This is a genomic window from Streptococcus sp. X13SY08, assembly GCF_001182825.2.
Taxonomy (GTDB): Bacteria; Bacillota; Bacilli; order Lactobacillales; family Streptococcaceae; genus Streptococcus.
The window spans coordinates 101,458-116,372 of the sequence record NZ_LFYO02000004.1; the positions used below are offsets into that span (position 1 = coordinate 101,458).

Annotated in this window: 11 protein-coding genes and 5 pseudogenes; 13 read left to right on the plus strand and 3 right to left on the minus strand. The window is 41.8% G+C overall.

Annotated elements, in window-relative coordinates:
• The first annotated feature begins 83 nt into the window (after positions 1 to 83).
• The 6 genes and pseudogenes from AEX56_RS07865 (at position 84) to AEX56_RS07890 (ending at position 3,945) form a co-directional block, all read left to right on the plus strand.
• Positions 84 to 1,019, plus strand: coding sequence for a dihydroorotate oxidase (locus AEX56_RS07865; protein WP_049618626.1), 936 nt, complete (start codon positions 84 to 86; stop codon positions 1,017 to 1,019).
• Positions 1,020 to 1,361: 342 nt separating this feature from the next.
• Positions 1,362 to 1,872 (plus strand): annotated as a pseudogene (locus AEX56_RS08315) (CapA family protein).
• Positions 1,838 to 2,383 (plus strand): NUDIX hydrolase, encoded by a 546-nt coding sequence (locus tag AEX56_RS07880; RefSeq protein ID WP_053093958.1) that lies wholly within the window; start codon positions 1,838 to 1,840, stop codon positions 2,381 to 2,383. The pseudogene AEX56_RS08315 and the gene AEX56_RS07880 overlap by 35 nt, the downstream one beginning before the upstream one ends.
• Positions 2,384 to 2,495: 112 nt before the next feature.
• The gene (locus AEX56_RS08600) at positions 2,496 to 2,618 is read left to right on the plus strand and encodes a putative metal homeostasis protein (RefSeq protein WP_160315186.1); all 123 of its coding nucleotides are present in this window, start codon (positions 2,496 to 2,498) and stop codon (positions 2,616 to 2,618) included.
• 113 nt (positions 2,619 to 2,731) lie between these two features.
• On the plus strand, positions 2,732 to 3,073 hold the full coding sequence (locus tag AEX56_RS07885; RefSeq protein WP_049618627.1) for a metal-sulfur cluster assembly factor: 342 nt from the start codon (positions 2,732 to 2,734) through the stop codon (positions 3,071 to 3,073).
• Positions 3,074 to 3,243: 170 nt separating this feature from the next.
• Positions 3,244 to 3,945, plus strand: coding sequence for an alcohol dehydrogenase catalytic domain-containing protein (locus AEX56_RS07890; RefSeq protein WP_236683036.1), 702 nt, complete (start codon positions 3,244 to 3,246; stop codon positions 3,943 to 3,945).
• A 248-nt stretch (positions 3,946 to 4,193) separates the two neighbouring features.
• On the opposite strand, the pseudogene AEX56_RS07895 reads toward AEX56_RS07890, so the two are convergent.
• Positions 4,194 to 5,768 (minus strand): annotated as a pseudogene (locus AEX56_RS07895) (dihydroxy-acid dehydratase); the annotation flags it as partial.
• A 693-nt stretch (positions 5,769 to 6,461) separates the two neighbouring features.
• On the opposite strand from AEX56_RS07895, the gene AEX56_RS07900 reads away from it, so the two are divergent.
• The 7 genes and pseudogenes from AEX56_RS07900 to AEX56_RS07925 all read left to right on the plus strand — a co-directional run bounded on the left by AEX56_RS07900 (position 6,462) and on the right by AEX56_RS07925 (position 12,442).
• On the plus strand, positions 6,462 to 7,091 hold the full coding sequence (locus AEX56_RS07900; RefSeq protein WP_049618628.1) for a GA-like domain-containing protein: 630 nt from the start codon (positions 6,462 to 6,464) through the stop codon (positions 7,089 to 7,091).
• 619 nt (positions 7,092 to 7,710) lie between these two features.
• Positions 7,711 to 8,472 (plus strand): annotated as a pseudogene (locus AEX56_RS07905) (thiamine pyrophosphate-binding protein); the annotation flags it as partial.
• Positions 8,461 to 8,787 (plus strand): acetolactate synthase small subunit, encoded by a 327-nt coding sequence (gene ilvN / locus AEX56_RS09165; protein WP_236683039.1) that lies wholly within the window; start codon positions 8,461 to 8,463, stop codon positions 8,785 to 8,787. The pseudogene AEX56_RS07905 and the gene ilvN, both read left to right, overlap by 12 nt.
• A 65-nt stretch (positions 8,788 to 8,852) precedes the next feature.
• Positions 8,853 to 9,875: a ketol-acid reductoisomerase gene (gene ilvC / locus AEX56_RS07910; protein ID WP_049618629.1), complete on the plus strand. Its 1,023-nt coding sequence runs from the start codon at positions 8,853 to 8,855 to the stop codon at positions 9,873 to 9,875.
• Positions 9,876 to 10,028: 153 nt separating this feature from the next.
• Positions 10,029 to 11,238: pseudogene (gene ilvA / locus AEX56_RS07915) on the plus strand (threonine ammonia-lyase IlvA).
• A pseudogene (locus tag AEX56_RS07920) lies at positions 11,214 to 12,052 on the plus strand (SPFH domain-containing protein). Before ilvA ends, AEX56_RS07920 begins: the two co-directional pseudogenes overlap by 25 nt.
• 180 nt (positions 12,053 to 12,232) lie before the next feature.
• The gene (locus AEX56_RS07925) at positions 12,233 to 12,442 is read left to right on the plus strand and encodes a capsule biosynthesis transcriptional regulator (protein WP_049618630.1); all 210 of its coding nucleotides are present in this window, start codon (positions 12,233 to 12,235) and stop codon (positions 12,440 to 12,442) included.
• Positions 12,443 to 12,562: 120 nt separating this feature from the next.
• Here AEX56_RS07925 and AEX56_RS07930 read toward each other — a convergent pair whose 3' ends face one another.
• Complete coding sequence (locus tag AEX56_RS07930; RefSeq protein WP_049618631.1) at positions 12,563 to 13,303, minus strand: amino acid ABC transporter ATP-binding protein; 741 nt, start codon at positions 13,301 to 13,303, stop codon at positions 12,563 to 12,565.
• Positions 13,296 to 14,864 (minus strand): ABC transporter substrate-binding protein/permease, encoded by a 1,569-nt coding sequence (locus AEX56_RS07935; RefSeq protein ID WP_049618632.1) that lies wholly within the window; start codon positions 14,862 to 14,864, stop codon positions 13,296 to 13,298. Before AEX56_RS07935 ends, AEX56_RS07930 begins: the two co-directional genes overlap by 8 nt.
• Between the last annotated feature and the right edge of the window lie 51 nt (positions 14,865 to 14,915).

Sequence of the window (14,915 nt, forward strand, 5' to 3'; positions counted from 1 at the left end):
GAACATTTTCTTTTAATTTTAGGTTTTAAAGGTTAGAAAATGATGATTGGTGTTATAATTGAAAAAAATATTTGGAGGCAACCATGGTATCGACAAAGACAAGTTTGGGTGGATTTTCTTTTGATAATTGCTTAATGAATGCGGCGGGTGTTTGGTGCATGACCAGAGATGAATTAGACCAAGTCAAGGATTCGCGAGCAGGAACTTTTGTGACCAAGACAGCAACGCTAGAATACCGTTCTGGGAATCCTGAACCGCGCTATAAAGATGTCCCGCTTGGATCTATCAATTCTATGGGCTTGCCAAATGAGGGGGTAGATTACTACCTAGACTATCTTTTGGATTTGCAAAAAACAGAACCAAACCGTACATTTGTGCTATCCCTGGTGGGGATGTCTCCTGAGGAGACTCATACTATCTTAAAGCAGGTTGAGGAAAGTGAGTTTGCAGGCTTAAGCGAGCTCAATCTCTCTTGTCCAAACGTTCCGGGAAAACCTCAAATTGCCTATGATTTTGACACGACTGAGGCCATTTTGAAAGAAGTATTTAGCTATTTTACCAAACCACTGGGCATTAAATTACCGCCTTATTTCGATATTGTCCATTTTGATCAAGCAGCAGCCATTTTCAATCAATTCCCGCTTAAGTTTGTCAATTGTGTCAACTCTATCGGAAATGGTCTCTATATTGAAGATGAATCGGTGGTCATTAAACCAAAACAAGGTTTTGGTGGTATTGGTGGTCAATACATCAAGCCAACTGCTCTGGCAAATGTTCATGCCTTTTACCAACGTTTAAAACCAGAAATTCAGATTATCGGAACTGGAGGTGTCCTGACGGGGCGCGATGCTTTTGAACACATTCTCTGTGGTGCTAGTATGGTCCAAATTGGTACAACTCTTCAAAAAGAAGGGCCTACTGCTTTTGAGCGCATTACTAAGGAGCTTGAGGCTATCATGGAAGAAAAAGGCTATGAAAGTTTAGATGATTTTCGTGGGAAATTATCCTATATTGATTAGAAAGCAGGTGTCCCTGCTTTTTCTCTATAGTCGATGAAAGCGCTAGCTATTTTTACGAAAAAAGCCGATACTGGAAGAAAAGAGAAGATCATGAGAAGAAAACAACGATTGGTACAACAGCGTCAGAAACAGGAAATCCTATTAGGTATTTGCTTGTTCGGCATACTCATTTTGAGTTTAGGTTTATTCTTTTCGCCCAAGTTGATGGGAGACCGTCCAGCCAGAGAGAGTACTGGCTCGGAATCGCCAAAGAAGACTCAAGAAAAGCTAGTTGATGAAAAGGGAAATCAGACAGCGCGCATTATAGCGCACGGAGACCTTCTCTATCACGATGCGGTCTACATGAGTGCTCAGCAGGAGGATGGTTCCTACGATTTTGCGGAGAATTTTACCTATGTGAAGCCTTGGATTGAGCAGGCAGATTTAGCCATTGCAGATTTTGAAGGAACCATTTCTCCAGATTTTCAGTTGGCAGGTTATCCACTTTTTAACGCCCCCTTCATCTGTGGTCAATGCGATCAAAGATGCGGGCTATGATGTGGTGGATTTAGCGCACAATCACATTTTGGACTCTCAGCTTTCAGGATTGATTTCGACTTCTAAAAATTTTACAGACCAAGGGATTGAAACGGTGGGTGTTTATCCAGAGGGCAATCGGTCAACTGCTCCGCTATTGATTAAAGAAATTCATGGGATTAAAATTGCTATTTTAGCCTATGCTTATGGTTTTAATGGTATGGAGGGGAATCTGACCCAAGAAGAGTACGATGCCTATCTGTCAGACATGAATAAGGAAAAAATGAAGGCGGAGCTAGCACGTGCGGAATGTCGAAGTCGTCGCTATATCTGGTAATCAATACCATCAAATCAAATTTTTTTCCAGATGTCTTGGAAGACATGACCGTCGTAGCGGAAATCCTACAGCTATTGGCAGAGAAGAATTTGCAACTCTTCGACAGGCAGCTATTCGCGAGACGGTAGAAGAGTTGCAAATTTCAGAGGATACCATTGAGATTCTTGGGGAGATTGATTATATCGTACATCCAGATCGTATCATTCATTGCCTTGTTGGGAAGTTACACATTCAGGACTGGACTACAATTGTGCCAAATGAAGAGGTAGAGCGTCTATTTACTGTCCCCCTTTCGCAGTTGCTAGAAAATGGTCCAACTTACTATTGCTTGGATACCGTGATTGAGAAAGATTCTAATTTTCCTTTTGAACGTATCCAAAATGGAGTGGACTACAAATTTAGTCACTATCAGCGTAATATTCCTTTCTATGAATGCCTGCCAGAAAATATTTGGGGTATGACGGCTCAGTTTACGCATCGATTTACTGAATCGCTGAAAGAAGGTAACTAATGTAAACTCACTTTTGTATCTTTCGTGCAGAGGTGAGTTTTCTTTGATTAAATACTTGACTGGCTAACTAATTTAAGATATACTAGTTTTCATTAAGATTTGGATGTGTGTCATGGCAGAAAGAATGGATTTGTCCAGTGCTTATCGGAAACTAAAAAGTCCCAACATCAAAACGCGTAAGCGTGCTTTAGCGGTTATTCAAGCCTATAAGCGTCAGAAGAGAAAGCAAGTCTAGTTGGTTTTCCAACGGCTTTTCTTTTGAAGTCAATTTTTAGAAAATTCCGTCATTTCGTTGAAAAATTTTTTAGATTAAGATAGAATAGTAAAAAACATGAGGAAGTGAATGCTATGAGAGAGGATATTCAGTTAAACGATGGTGCGCGCGTCTTATCAGAGAGATTAGTGGAGATTCTAGAAACGATTTTTGATCCAGAAATTGAATTGGATATCTATCATTTAGGTTTGGTCTACGCCATTGAAGTCGATGAAAACAAGCACTGTCGGCTGACTATGACCTTCACAGATGCCAATTTTGGTTGTACCGATACTCTACCCCTTGAAGTGGTGCAAAAGCTACAGCAGATTGATGGTATTGATTCTGTCAGTGTTGAAATTGTTTGGACTCCCGTGTGGGAAATGACCCGTATTAGTCGTTATGGAAGAATTGCACTTGGTATTGCTTCCCGCTAGAAAATGAATGAAGGAGGCTGGGGCAAAAATCTCGCCTCTTGTTTCGGTTTAAGGACAGAATGCTTCGGCATAGTGGTTGAGTTCTCAAACTATTGTCCCACACTCTTTTTGACTTGAAATCGCTTCATAAATTCGGTACAATGAGGAAAAATTAAGGAGAAATCATCAATATGAAGAAGAATCAAGAGCGGATTCAAACGATTGGTTTGGAAGACTTGAGTGAGGGCGATACCCTTATTGAGGTTGTCTACAGTTCGGTTAATTATAAGGATATGCTGGCTGTTCAGAAAAAAGGGGGCGTTATCCGTTCCTATCCTATGATTCCAGGTATTGATTTAGCGGGGCGCGTCGTATCTTCATCTGACTCGACTCTCAGTCCAGGTCAGGAAGTTTTGGTAACAGGCTATGGGATGGGCATGTCACATACAGGAGGTTTTGCCCAGTATGCGCGCGTGCCTCATGAATGGGTAGTTCCTTTACCAGACGATTTGACTCTGAAAGATGCCATGGTTTTGGGGACGGCAGGTCTGACAGCAGGTCTATCGATAGCGGCTTTGGAAGAAGTGGGGCTAAAGCCAGAACAATCACCTCGCATCCTTGTTACGGGAGCTAGTGGAGGTGTGGGCTCGATTGCTTTAGCTATCTTAGCAGCTTCTGGCTATGAAAGGGTCACCGCTCTTATTCGGAAAGATTACCAGAAAGAATTGGTCACTGGTTTGGGGGCTCAGAAAATGATCCGTCCAGAAGATGTCTTTTTGAAAGAAAATCCTTTACTCCTAAAGCCTCAATATGACTTTGTTTTAGATACGGTGGGGGGTGATGTTGTAGCTCATCTCATACTTCAGATTGCCTATAATGGTGACGCGGTGTAAAAGCTCTGGGTGTTGATTCGGTTCAGATTTCTCATGAAAAACGCTGCGCGATTTGGAAACGATTTGCGACTGAATGGCAGATTGTAGACAGATTGCACGTTCAAGAGATTTCTCTGGCAGAGCTGCCTACGACCCTGCAATCTATCAAAGAAGGCTGTCATCTCGGGCGAACGATTGTTAAAATTGGATAAAAAAGATCCCTAGGGAATTCATTTTCCTCAGGGATTTTGTCTCTTATTGTTTACCAGTTTGTTCAGAACCCCACGGCTATAAAGTGGTGGAATGACAGTTGTTTGTTTGCGCTTCTCTACTTCTTCATCCGAAACATGCATGGTAATTTCTTTGGTATCTTGATCAACTGTGACCAGGTCTCCTGTATGAAGATAGGCAATGGGACCACCATCCTGAGCTTCAGGAGCAATGTGCCCGACAACTAGGCCATAGGTTCCGCCAGAGAAACGACTATCGGTCAGAAGGGCAACCTTATCACCTTGCCCTTTTCCGACTATCATAGATGAGAGCGAGAGCATTTCCGGCATACCAGAACCACCTTTTGGACTTCTTCTTCTTAATCAAAGACCTTGGCTGGACCAGTATGGTTGCGCACTTTGACACCGGAAACCTTAGCGACAGCACCATCTGGCGCCAAATTTCCTTTAAGGATGATCAATGGACCATCCGCACGTTTTGGGTTATCAAGTGGCATGATAACCTTTTGACCAGGCGTCAAATCATCAAATGCTGCTAAGTTTTCAGCCACCGTTTTACCTGTACACGTGATACGGTCGCCATGGAGAAAACCATTTGCTAAGAGATATTTCATGACAGCAGGTACGCCACCAACTTCGTACAAATCTTGGAAAACATATTGTCCAGATGGTTTCAAGTTTGCTAAGTGAGGCACTCGCTCTTGGAAATCATTAAAATCTTCCAAGGTCAAATCCACATTAGCAGCGTGAGCCATTGCCAAGAGATGAAGGGTGGCGTTGGTGGATCCGCCGAGTGCCATGGTCACGGTGATGGTATCTTCAAAGGCTTCACGGGTCATGATATCAGATGGTTTGAGACCCATTTCCAGCATGTGGACAACCGCTCGACCAGTCTCTTCGATATCGGCAACTTTTTCAGGAGACTCTGCTGGGTGTGAAGAGGATCCAGGTAAGCTCATGCCGATGACTTCGATGGCTGTTGCCATAGTATTGGCAGTGTACATTCCTCCACGGCCACCAGATCTGGGGCAGGCATTGCATTCAATTTCGCGGACTTCTTCTTCTGTTAGATCGCCGTGATTCCACTTGCCAATCCCTTCAAAAACGGATACTAAATCAATTTTCTTTCCCTTGAGATTCCCAGGTGCAATAGTTCCTCCATAAGCAAAAATGGCAGGAATATCCATGTTGGCGATAGCTATCATAGAACCTGACATATTCTTATCACAGCCCCCGATTGCCACAAAAACATCCACATTGTGACCACCCATAGCTGCCTCAATAGAATCTGCAATGATATCACGTGATGTCGGGGAAAAGCGCATTCCAGGTGTCTGTCCCCATAGCAATTCCATCCGCAACAGTAATGGTGCCGTACAGGCCTGGCCATCCGCCAGCATCGCTAATTCCCTTTTTAGTTAATTTTCCAAAATCATGCAGGTGCATGTTGCACGGTGTATTTTCAGCCCATGTTGAAATGACACCGATGAAAGGTTTTCCAAAATCTTTGTCTGTCATGCCTGTTGCACGAAGCATAGCACGGTTGGGAGATTTGACCATACTGTCGTAGACTCTACTACGATGGCGAAATTCTTGCTTAGAAGTGTCTGTCATACAAACATCCTTTCCCTCGCTTTTCCTAAGGAGAAATTTTATTTTGGGCTATTATAGCATAAAAATGCAGAATATTCTGTAAAAGTTTGAAATTTATGTATAAAAAGAAACAATCCCTTTCTTATTAGGAAAGAGACTGTTTGCTGTCCAATAAAATATATCTGAAGAAGAGTAAGAACGCTGCTCCTAGAATAGCGAGGTGGATAGAAAGAGGTGTCTGCCAAGTCGCGTAAGGTGAATTCCAAATAAAATGGAAGAGAATGACTGTTGCGATGATGATTAGCCCCTTCAAAGGTTAGTAGATATTGCTGATTAGAGAGGTTTGCACCATAGAAGACAGAGAGCTCATACTCTAGACCAATACTACAAAGAAGAAAGAAGAAAAAATAAATAAGAGAAGGTTTTATCTGTTTCATAAGCACATTATACCATAGGTCTTTGCAAACTTAGTTGAATGTTTTAGGAGATTATAAAATAAAATTTAAAGGAGGATATACAAAGGAGATGGAAAAGAGAGCAGCAGTTTTTTAGAAAATAGTTGCAAATACCTATACTTATAAGGAACGTTTCTAAAATCAGGTTGAAAATAAGCTATTTTATTTAAGTGTAAGAAATTTTTCCTCATATAGATAGGACTTGACATCATATGTATGTATTTATATAATAAATAAGAACGAAAACAAGGAGAATAGAATGAAAAAAGTAGAAAAAGGCAATATTGCTCTGCTATTTGGGATTATGATTTTGCTAGCAGTTGGTGGGTTGACTTATACTTATTATCGACATACGAAAGCAGCTGCCATCACGCAAATGAAGAGCACCATTTTAGCAGCTCAACATGCTGTTGCAAAAGCAGAAAAAAGTTTAGCAGCAGAGGATATCGTTGCAGCCCAAGAAAAAATTGACACGTTAGAGAATGAATCCGATCGTGTCCACCTTCAAGAAAAAATGAAGCAACTGGACCAAGCTTTGGAAGCAGAAAAGTTCGTTGCGGAAGCGGAAGTGAGCCAAACAGCTGAAACTCTTGCTACTGCCCAAGTTGCTGTTGATGGTTTAGCTAACGCTGAGCAAAAAGTAGCCCTTCAAGCACGATTAGATGCTGTTAGTCAAGCCATTGCCTTAAAAGAGCAAGAAACAGCGATTGAAAATCTAGTCGTTCAAGCAGAATACTCCCCTTCACAAGAAGTCATTGCTACTGCCCAAGTAGAAGTAGATAAGTTGACAGATGAGGCTAAAAAATCGGCTTTTCAAGCACGATTGGATGCAGTTTCGGCATCGTTAGGAGTATACGTGGAAATTCCACAAGAAACCTATGTGCCTTAAAGATAGATGATGGAGGCTGGGACAGAAGTCCTAGCCTCCTATTTTTATTTCATTGATAAGACAATGACAAGACGCGGTGCTTGAGTGGCATGGAATATAGCCATACACCAGCTTTTTCATGTCTGTTCAACTATGCGTAGGCGGGAGTAAAACAGCCTACTAGACTGTTTTAGGTCAGTACCTGAAAATGGAAAAAGTACTGAAAAATCAAATCTCTAAGAAATGATCAATTTTTGTCCCGCTCTCTTTTGTTTATATCCTATTCTAGAAAAATTATACAATAAGAGAAAAAGGAGGAATCATAATGTTACCGTTTCGTTTATTAGTGATTGTTTTATGGGGGGGGAGTCTTGTTCCTAGGCGTTGGATTTCTTCGTCATCACAAGGAGCTCAATTTGTCCCGCAATTCCAAAATTCTGCTAGGTATAGTCTACCTTCTATTTTTGGTAGCTTTTCTTTATGTAACCATTTTTATTATCTTTTTTGGCTATAATAGCTGAGTGAAAATTAAATGGTAGAATTTTCAGAATATTCCATTGGCTTTTCCTTTCTTTGTGATATGATATAAAGAAAATCATTGAGCAGAATGCATAGTTGCTGATGAGGAAGGAGGAATATTGTGGAAAAAATTGCTTTAGATCAAGCACAAACCGGATCGTTTTTGGTACTCGATACCTTACGAAAGTTGGGTGTGGATACGATTTTTGGCTATCCGGGTGGTGCTGTCTTGCCACTCTATGACGAAATTTATCGTTTTGAGGGTATTCGCCATATTTTGGGCCGCCATGAACAAGGTTCAGTCCATGAAGCAGAAGGTTTTGCCAAATCAAGTGGAAAAATTGGCGTAGCCTTAGTGACGAGTGGTTCTGGGGCAACCAATGCAATCACCGGTATTGCGGATGCCATGGGCGATAGTGTTCCTCTTCTGGTGTTTACAGGTCAGGTAGCGACACCTGGCATTGGTAAGGATGCCTTTCAGGAAGCGGATATTATTGGTGCAACTATGCCAGTTACGAAATACAATTACCAAATTCGTGACACTGCAGATATTCCTCGAATGATTACGGAAGCTGTTCATATTGCTACAACTGGTCGTCCTGGCCCTGTCGTCATTGATCTTCCAAAGGATGTACAGGAACGCGAAGTAGATTTTTATTATGATCCGATAGTTCATTTGCCAAGCTATCAGCCGACTGTTGAGCCAAATGGTTTGCAGATCAAAAAACTATTACAGGCTCTCTCAGAAACTAACTCCCCTTTGATACTCGCAGGTGGGGGTGTCAACTACGCAGGTGCACAAGAGGAATTGCTTGCTTTTGCGGAGTGTTATCGTATTCCGGTCGTTTCAACCTTACTTGGACTGGGTTCCATGCCGATTGAGATAGATGAGATCGAGCAAATCACCAAGCAACTCAATCGCCAGATTGATGTCGTGCATGTACGGGACATCACAGATATTCCGCATTTGGAACGGGAAGTACTATTAGTGAAAATCTCTGCTCCAGCCCATAAGCGCGCTGAGATTTTGGCCATTATCCAACCTTTTCGTGCCGGTGTGGTAGATGTTGCGCCTCACTCGATTACTATTCAGATGACAGGAGATAGCGATAAGATTGAAGCTATCCTGCGTGTCATTCAGCCTTATGGTATCAAAAATATTGCCCGCACGGGTGCAACCGGCTTTAGCCGAGACTAGTAAAACCCAACCCCTTTCCTTGACTTAAAAAAATCAACTAGCTTTCTAAAAGAAAAGAGAACCCTATGGCAGTAAATATGCAATATGAAGCAGATATAACCGTTCCAGCCCTAGAAGGCAAACGAATCGCTGTAATCGGTTATGGATCGCAAGGTCATGCCCACGCACAAAACTTGCGTGACACCGGTCATGAAGTGATTATCGGTGTCCGTGCCGGTAAATCATTTGACAAAGCAAAAGAAGATGGCTTCGAAACTTTTGCAGTCGCAGAAGCAACCAAACAAGCAGATGTTATCATGGTTTTGGCGCCAGATGAAATCCAATCAGATCTCTACACCCAAGAAATTGCTCCAAATCTAGAAGCCGGAAATGCTCTTGGTTTTGCACATGGCTTCAATATTCATTTTGAATTTATCAAAGTGCCTGTAGACGTAGATGTCTTCATGTGTGCACCGAAAGGACCTAGGCACTTGGTACGTCGCACATTTGAAGAAGGCTTTGGTGTACCAGCACTTTATGCAGTCTACCAAGATGCAACTGGACAAGCCAAACATATTGCTATGGATTGGGCTAAGGGCATTGGATCAGCTCGAGTGGGTCTTTTAGAGACCGGTTTCAAGGAGGAAACAGAAGAAGATCTCTTTGGTGAACAAGCCGTTCTCTGCGGAGGATTGACAGCCCTAATGGAAGCAGGTTTTGAAGTTTTGACAGAAGCGGGCTACGCTCCGGAATTGGCTTATTTTGAAGTCCTTCACGAAATGAAACTCATTGTAGATTTGATTTATGAAGGTGGCTTCAAGAAAATGCGTCAGTCTATCTCAAACACGGCTGAATTTGGAGACTATGTATCCGGTCCGCGCGTGATTACCGATCAAGTCAAAGAAAATATGAAGGCGGTACTTGCAGATATTCAAAATGGGAAATTCGCCCACGACTTTATCAACGATTACAAATCTGGCCGTCCACGCATGGAAGCTTACCGTCAGGAAACAGCGAGCTTGGAGATTGAAAAAGTCGGAGCTGAGCTTCGTAAAGCTATGCCCTTTGTCAATCGTAACGACGATGAGACCTTTAAAATCTATCAATAAGAAGTCAGAGTGGAGTTAGTGCAAGCTGGCTTCATTCTGTTTTCTATTTGGAAATATCTCATGGAAAATATTTTGAAATCGCTTCAAGAAACACTGGATTTTTTCCAAAAATTTGTTATAATAAAAAATTAATCAGATGAAAAGAGGAGAATGATGATTTCGGCTAAAACCATCCAAGCAGCACACGCTGTCCTCAAAGATGTCGTCATCCAGACTTCGCTGGATTATGATTCTTATTTATCAGAAAAATATCAAGCATGCATTTTCATCAAACGTGAAAATGAGCAACGTGTCAGGTCCTTTAAGATTCGGGGTGCCTACTGCGCCATTTCGCAGCTGAGTCAGGAAGAAAAAGAGCGCGGAGTTGTTTGCGCATCTGCTGGAAATCATGCCCAAGGGGTTGCTTATACCTGTAGGGAAGCAAAAAATCGGGCAAGTTCAATTTTTTGGTGGTCCTTATGCGACTATCAAATTAGTAGGTGATACCTTTGATGAATCAGCACAAGCAGCCCAAGATTATACTGTTCAAGAAGGTAAAACCTTCATCGATCCCTTTGATAATCCCAACGTTCAGGCGGGACAAGGAACGGTAGCGGTAGAGATTTTAGAGCAAGCAGCTCAGACAGGAATTCACTTTGATCAGATTTTAGTACCAGTTGGTGGAGGTGGTTTGATTGCGGGAGTATCGACCTACTCGAAGGACCAGACTCCGGAAATTGCTATTATAGGCGTTGAAGCCAGTGGTGCTAGGTCTATGAAGGCTGCTTTTGATACAGGAAGGCCGATCAAGCTGAAGCAGATCGATAAGTTCGCAGATGGAATTGCCGTACAGCAGGTCGGAGCTAGCACTTTTGAGGTTGCTCGCAAGTATGTAGATCAGCTTATCAGTGTAGATGAAGGTTGGATCTCAGAAACCGTTATTGACCTCTATTATAAGCAGGGAATTGTAGCGGAGCCCGCAGGTGCTGCGGCAATTGCTGCGCTGGAGGTGATCAAAGAAGATATCAAAGGAAAAACCATCTGTTGTATCCTTTCAGGTGGGAACAACGATATCAACCGTATGCCGGAGATGGAAGAACGGTCATTAATTTATGCCGGTCTTAAACACTATTTTGTCGTCAATTTCCCGCAAAGGCCTGATGCCCTAAGAGAATTTGTAAATGATATCTTAGGTCCTTATGATGATATTACTCGTTTTGAATATATCAAGCGATCAAATAAGGGAACAGGACCTGTCCTAATCGGGATAACGCTAGGAGAAAAAGAAGATTTTAGCCGATTTATCCGTCGTCTAGAAGCATTTAGTCGCTTGATGAAATGCAAGCAAAGGAGAATAATATGTTTGGAATTTCAGTTTTTCTAGTTATTTTACTAGTTTTGGTCATTGTTTTAATTATTTCAGGTTTGTATGTGGTGAAGCAACAAACTGTAGCTATTATCGAACGTTTTGGTAAATACCAGCGCACCTCAACATCGGGGATTAACTTCAAAATTCCTTTTGGCATTGATGTGATTGCGGCGCGTATTCAACTTCGTCTTTTGCAAAGTGAAATCGTCGTTGAAACTAAGACACAGGATAATGTATTTGTGACCATGAATGTTGCAACTCAATATCGTGTGAATGAGCAAAATGTCATTGACGCTTATTACAAACTGATGCATCCAGAAGCGCAGATTAAGTCCTATATTGAAGACGCTCTTTTGCCCTTGAAGTTCAAAAACAAGTGGCAGAGGAAATGTCAACTTACGGCTACATCATTGTCAAAACCTTGATTACCAAAGTTGAGCCTGATGCTGAAGTGAAGCAATCCATGAATGAAATCAATGCGGCACAACGTAAACGCGTGGCAGCACAAGAATTGGCAGAAGCAGATAAAATCAAAATCGTTACAGCGGCCGAAGCGGAGGCTGAAAAAGATCGCCTTCACGGTGTCGGTATTGCCCAACAACGTAAAGCTATCGTTGATGGATTAGCAGAGTCCATTGCTGAACTGAAAGAAGCTAATGTTGGCATGACAGAAGAGCAGATTATGGCGATTTTATTGACCAACCAATATTTGGATACTCTTAATACTTTTGCTAGTCACGGTAATCAAACCCTTTTCTTGCCCAATACACCAAATGGAGTAGATGATATTCGTACGCAGGTGCTCTCTGCATTGAAAGCAAGTAAATAAAAGCATCCCCCTTTTTTCTGAGTGAACTGATAGAAAAAAATAGATAAGATTACATTAGAAAATGTTATTATTTTCAGTCGATTCCTACTATTTTTTGAAGAATGTCAAGAAAATCCTTGACAGAAATGTATAAGTTGTACTATAATGGTACTCTATTAGTACAAAGGAAAGGGGTTTCTAATGACTAGTTATGAAAAAGTAGCCGCTGTTGTTGGTTGGGTCCGTGATAAAAAAATCACTGGCTACCGTATCAGCAAAGAAACAAATGCCCGTGAGATGTCTATTATCGCCCTTGCACAAGGTCGCGCTAAAATCGACAACATTTCATTTGCAACGGCTCTTGGATTGATTGATTTTTACGATAAAAACCATAAAAAGTTTGAAAATTAATCAAGAGTTTAAGCGAGGTCTTCCTCGCTTTTTCTTATATAAAAATACCAGCCATTAAGTGATTGACTGGTATTTTTTGTTTGGGAAAACTAACTAGATTTGAGAAACTTTATGAACTCCTTATTTCAAGAAGCGTTTTAAGAATTCACGTGTCCGTTCTTCTTTAGGTTCTTCAAAGATTTGTTTTGGCGATCCTTCTTCGGCAATAACACCTTTATCCATGAAGATGACACGATCAGAAACGTCACGAGCAAATTCCATTTCATGGGTCACGATGATCATGGTCAGCCCAGATTTTGCCAGGACCTGCATGGTTTTTAGAACTTCGCCGACCATCTCTGGATCAAGGGCAGAAGTTGGCTCATCAAAGAGCATGGCTTCTGGGTTAACGGAGAGCGCGCGTGCAATGGCGACCCGTTGCTTTTGACCACCGGATAATTGTTTAGGCTTAGCGCTCCAATATTGCTCCGTCATTCCAACGCGATTGAGGTTCTCTTTGGCAATGATTTCGGCTTCTGAACGCGTGCGTTTCAAGACAGTTGTCTGTGCGACGATGGCGTTTTCTAAGACATTGAGATTGTCAAAGAGATTAAAGGATTGGAAGACCATTCCTAATTTTTCGCGGTAGGTCGTTGCATCGTAATTTTTCTCAAGAACATTTTCACCGTGGAAAAGGATCTGTCCTTCTGTCGGAGTTTCCAATAGATTAATGGAACGAAGGAAGGTCGATTTTCCGGAACCTGATGATCCGATGATTGAAATCACTTCACCAGGATTTACAGAAAGGGAAATATCCTTGAGGACTTGGTTTTGTCCGAATGATTTTTTGAGATGCTTGATTTCTAAAATGGGATTAGACATGTGGGCCCTCCTCTACTTGCATTTGATTTGCGCCGGTTGTGTAGTAATCGGAGTCGAAACGTTTTTCGATCGCTCGAAGAATGCGCGTGACAGTAAAGGTTAAAATGAAGTAAATGATAGCAATTACTGTAAAGGTTTGGAAATATTGATAGGTCTGAGTTGCCACGGTATTTCCAGAGAAATAGAGTTCAACCACGGAAATAACATTCAATACAGAAGTATCTTTGATGTTGATGACAAATTCATTACCAGTAGCTGGAAGAATGTTGCGGACAACCTGTGGCAAGACAATTTTTCGCATGGTTTGTCCATGGGTAAATCCAAGAGCGGTAGCGGCTTCGAATTGTCCTTTATCTACAGCGAATATACCACCACGGACAATTTCACTCATATAGGCACCAGTATTAATAGACACGATGAAAATGGCCGCCAAAGTACGATCAATATTGATACCAAAAGCTTGTGCAGTACCATAATAAATGATCATAGATTGTACAATCATGGGTGTACCACGGAAGACTTCGATGTAGACATTGAGGAACCAACCAAATATTTTTTGCAAAATAGCGACTGATTTGTTAGCAGACTTTGGTGCAGTACGGAAAACGCCAATAAGGAGACCGATCAAGGTTCCGACCAAAGTACCAATGATGGAAATCAGTAAGGTCATACCAGTCCCGCGTAGGAGTGAAGACCAGTTATTTTTAACGATCGTCATTACCTGTGTCAGGAAATTGACTTCCTCTGTAGCTTCTTCGCCTTGCGACGGTTGCTCTGTAATGACTTGATCCATTAGAGAAACTTGGTCTTCTGTTGAAAATGTTGCTAAGGTTTTATTGATTTGTGCGATACGTGGGTCGTTCTTACGCATTCCGATAGCGATAGCAGCATCTGACTCTGAAACTTCAAAGCCTTTTTCCAAAGTCACCATTTTAAAATGTGAGTTGGCGTTTTCCGCTGTCATAGCTTCAGGTCGCTCTGAAATATAGGCATCAATAACACCAGCCTCTAGTGCCTGACGCATTTGTGCAAAATCACCCATAGGCGTTTGCGATTTAGCGTCTACTAGTTGTGGCAATAAATCCACATGCCAGACACCTTGCTGAGCAGTGATTTTTGCATTTGCAAAATCATTGATGGTTTTTGCATCAGCATAGTCTCCATCACGACGAACCACTAGGACGGGTTCGCTAGTGTAGTAGCTATCAGAAAAAGCGATCTCCTTTTTACGCTCTTCAGTTGGGCTCATACCAGCGATAATCATGTCAATTTTTCCAGAAGTAAGGGCTGGGACTAAACCTTCCCATTTGGTTTTGACTACCAAAACTTCTTTGTTCATGTCTGCAGCGATTTTCTTTGCAACTTGAACATCATATCCATTGGCGTATTGATTAGTTCCTTCAATAGGCACTGCCCCGTTGGTGTCATCGTCCTGTGTCCAGTTGAAGGGAGCATAGGCTGCCTCCATACCGACTCGAAGATAATCATCAGCAGAAACGGGAGTTGTAATGCAGAAGAGTGCCATCCATGCCACAAGAATAGTTAAGACTTTCTTTTTCATGTGTTTCTCCTTCTATAATCTAGTAATTTTTAATGGTCGTTCTATTGTATA

Bases quoted from the DNA above. Each gene is read 5' to 3' on its own strand.
- AEX56_RS07865 (WP_049618626.1), top strand. From the start codon at position 84: ATGGTATCGACAAAGACAAGTTTGGGTGGATTTTCTTTTGATAATTGC.
- AEX56_RS07890 (WP_236683036.1), top strand. From the start codon at position 3,244: ATGAAGAAGAATCAAGAGCGGATTCAAACGATTGGTTTGGAAGACTTG.
- AEX56_RS08600 (WP_160315186.1), top strand. From the start codon at position 2,496: ATGGCAGAAAGAATGGATTTGTCCAGTGCTTATCGGAAACTAAAAAGT.
- AEX56_RS07925 (WP_049618630.1), top strand. From the start codon at position 12,233: ATGACTAGTTATGAAAAAGTAGCCGCTGTTGTTGGTTGGGTCCGTGAT.
- AEX56_RS07900 (WP_049618628.1), top strand. From the start codon at position 6,462: ATGAAAAAAGTAGAAAAAGGCAATATTGCTCTGCTATTTGGGATTATG.
- ilvN (WP_236683039.1), top strand. From the start codon at position 8,461: ATGCCGATTGAGATAGATGAGATCGAGCAAATCACCAAGCAACTCAAT.
- ilvC (WP_049618629.1), top strand. From the start codon at position 8,853: ATGGCAGTAAATATGCAATATGAAGCAGATATAACCGTTCCAGCCCTA.
- AEX56_RS07935 (WP_049618632.1), bottom strand. From the start codon at position 14,864: ATGAAAAAGAAAGTCTTAACTATTCTTGTGGCATGGATGGCACTCTTC.
- AEX56_RS07930 (WP_049618631.1), bottom strand. From the start codon at position 13,303: ATGTCTAATCCCATTTTAGAAATCAAGCATCTCAAAAAATCATTCGGA.
- AEX56_RS07885 (WP_049618627.1), top strand. From the start codon at position 2,732: ATGAGAGAGGATATTCAGTTAAACGATGGTGCGCGCGTCTTATCAGAG.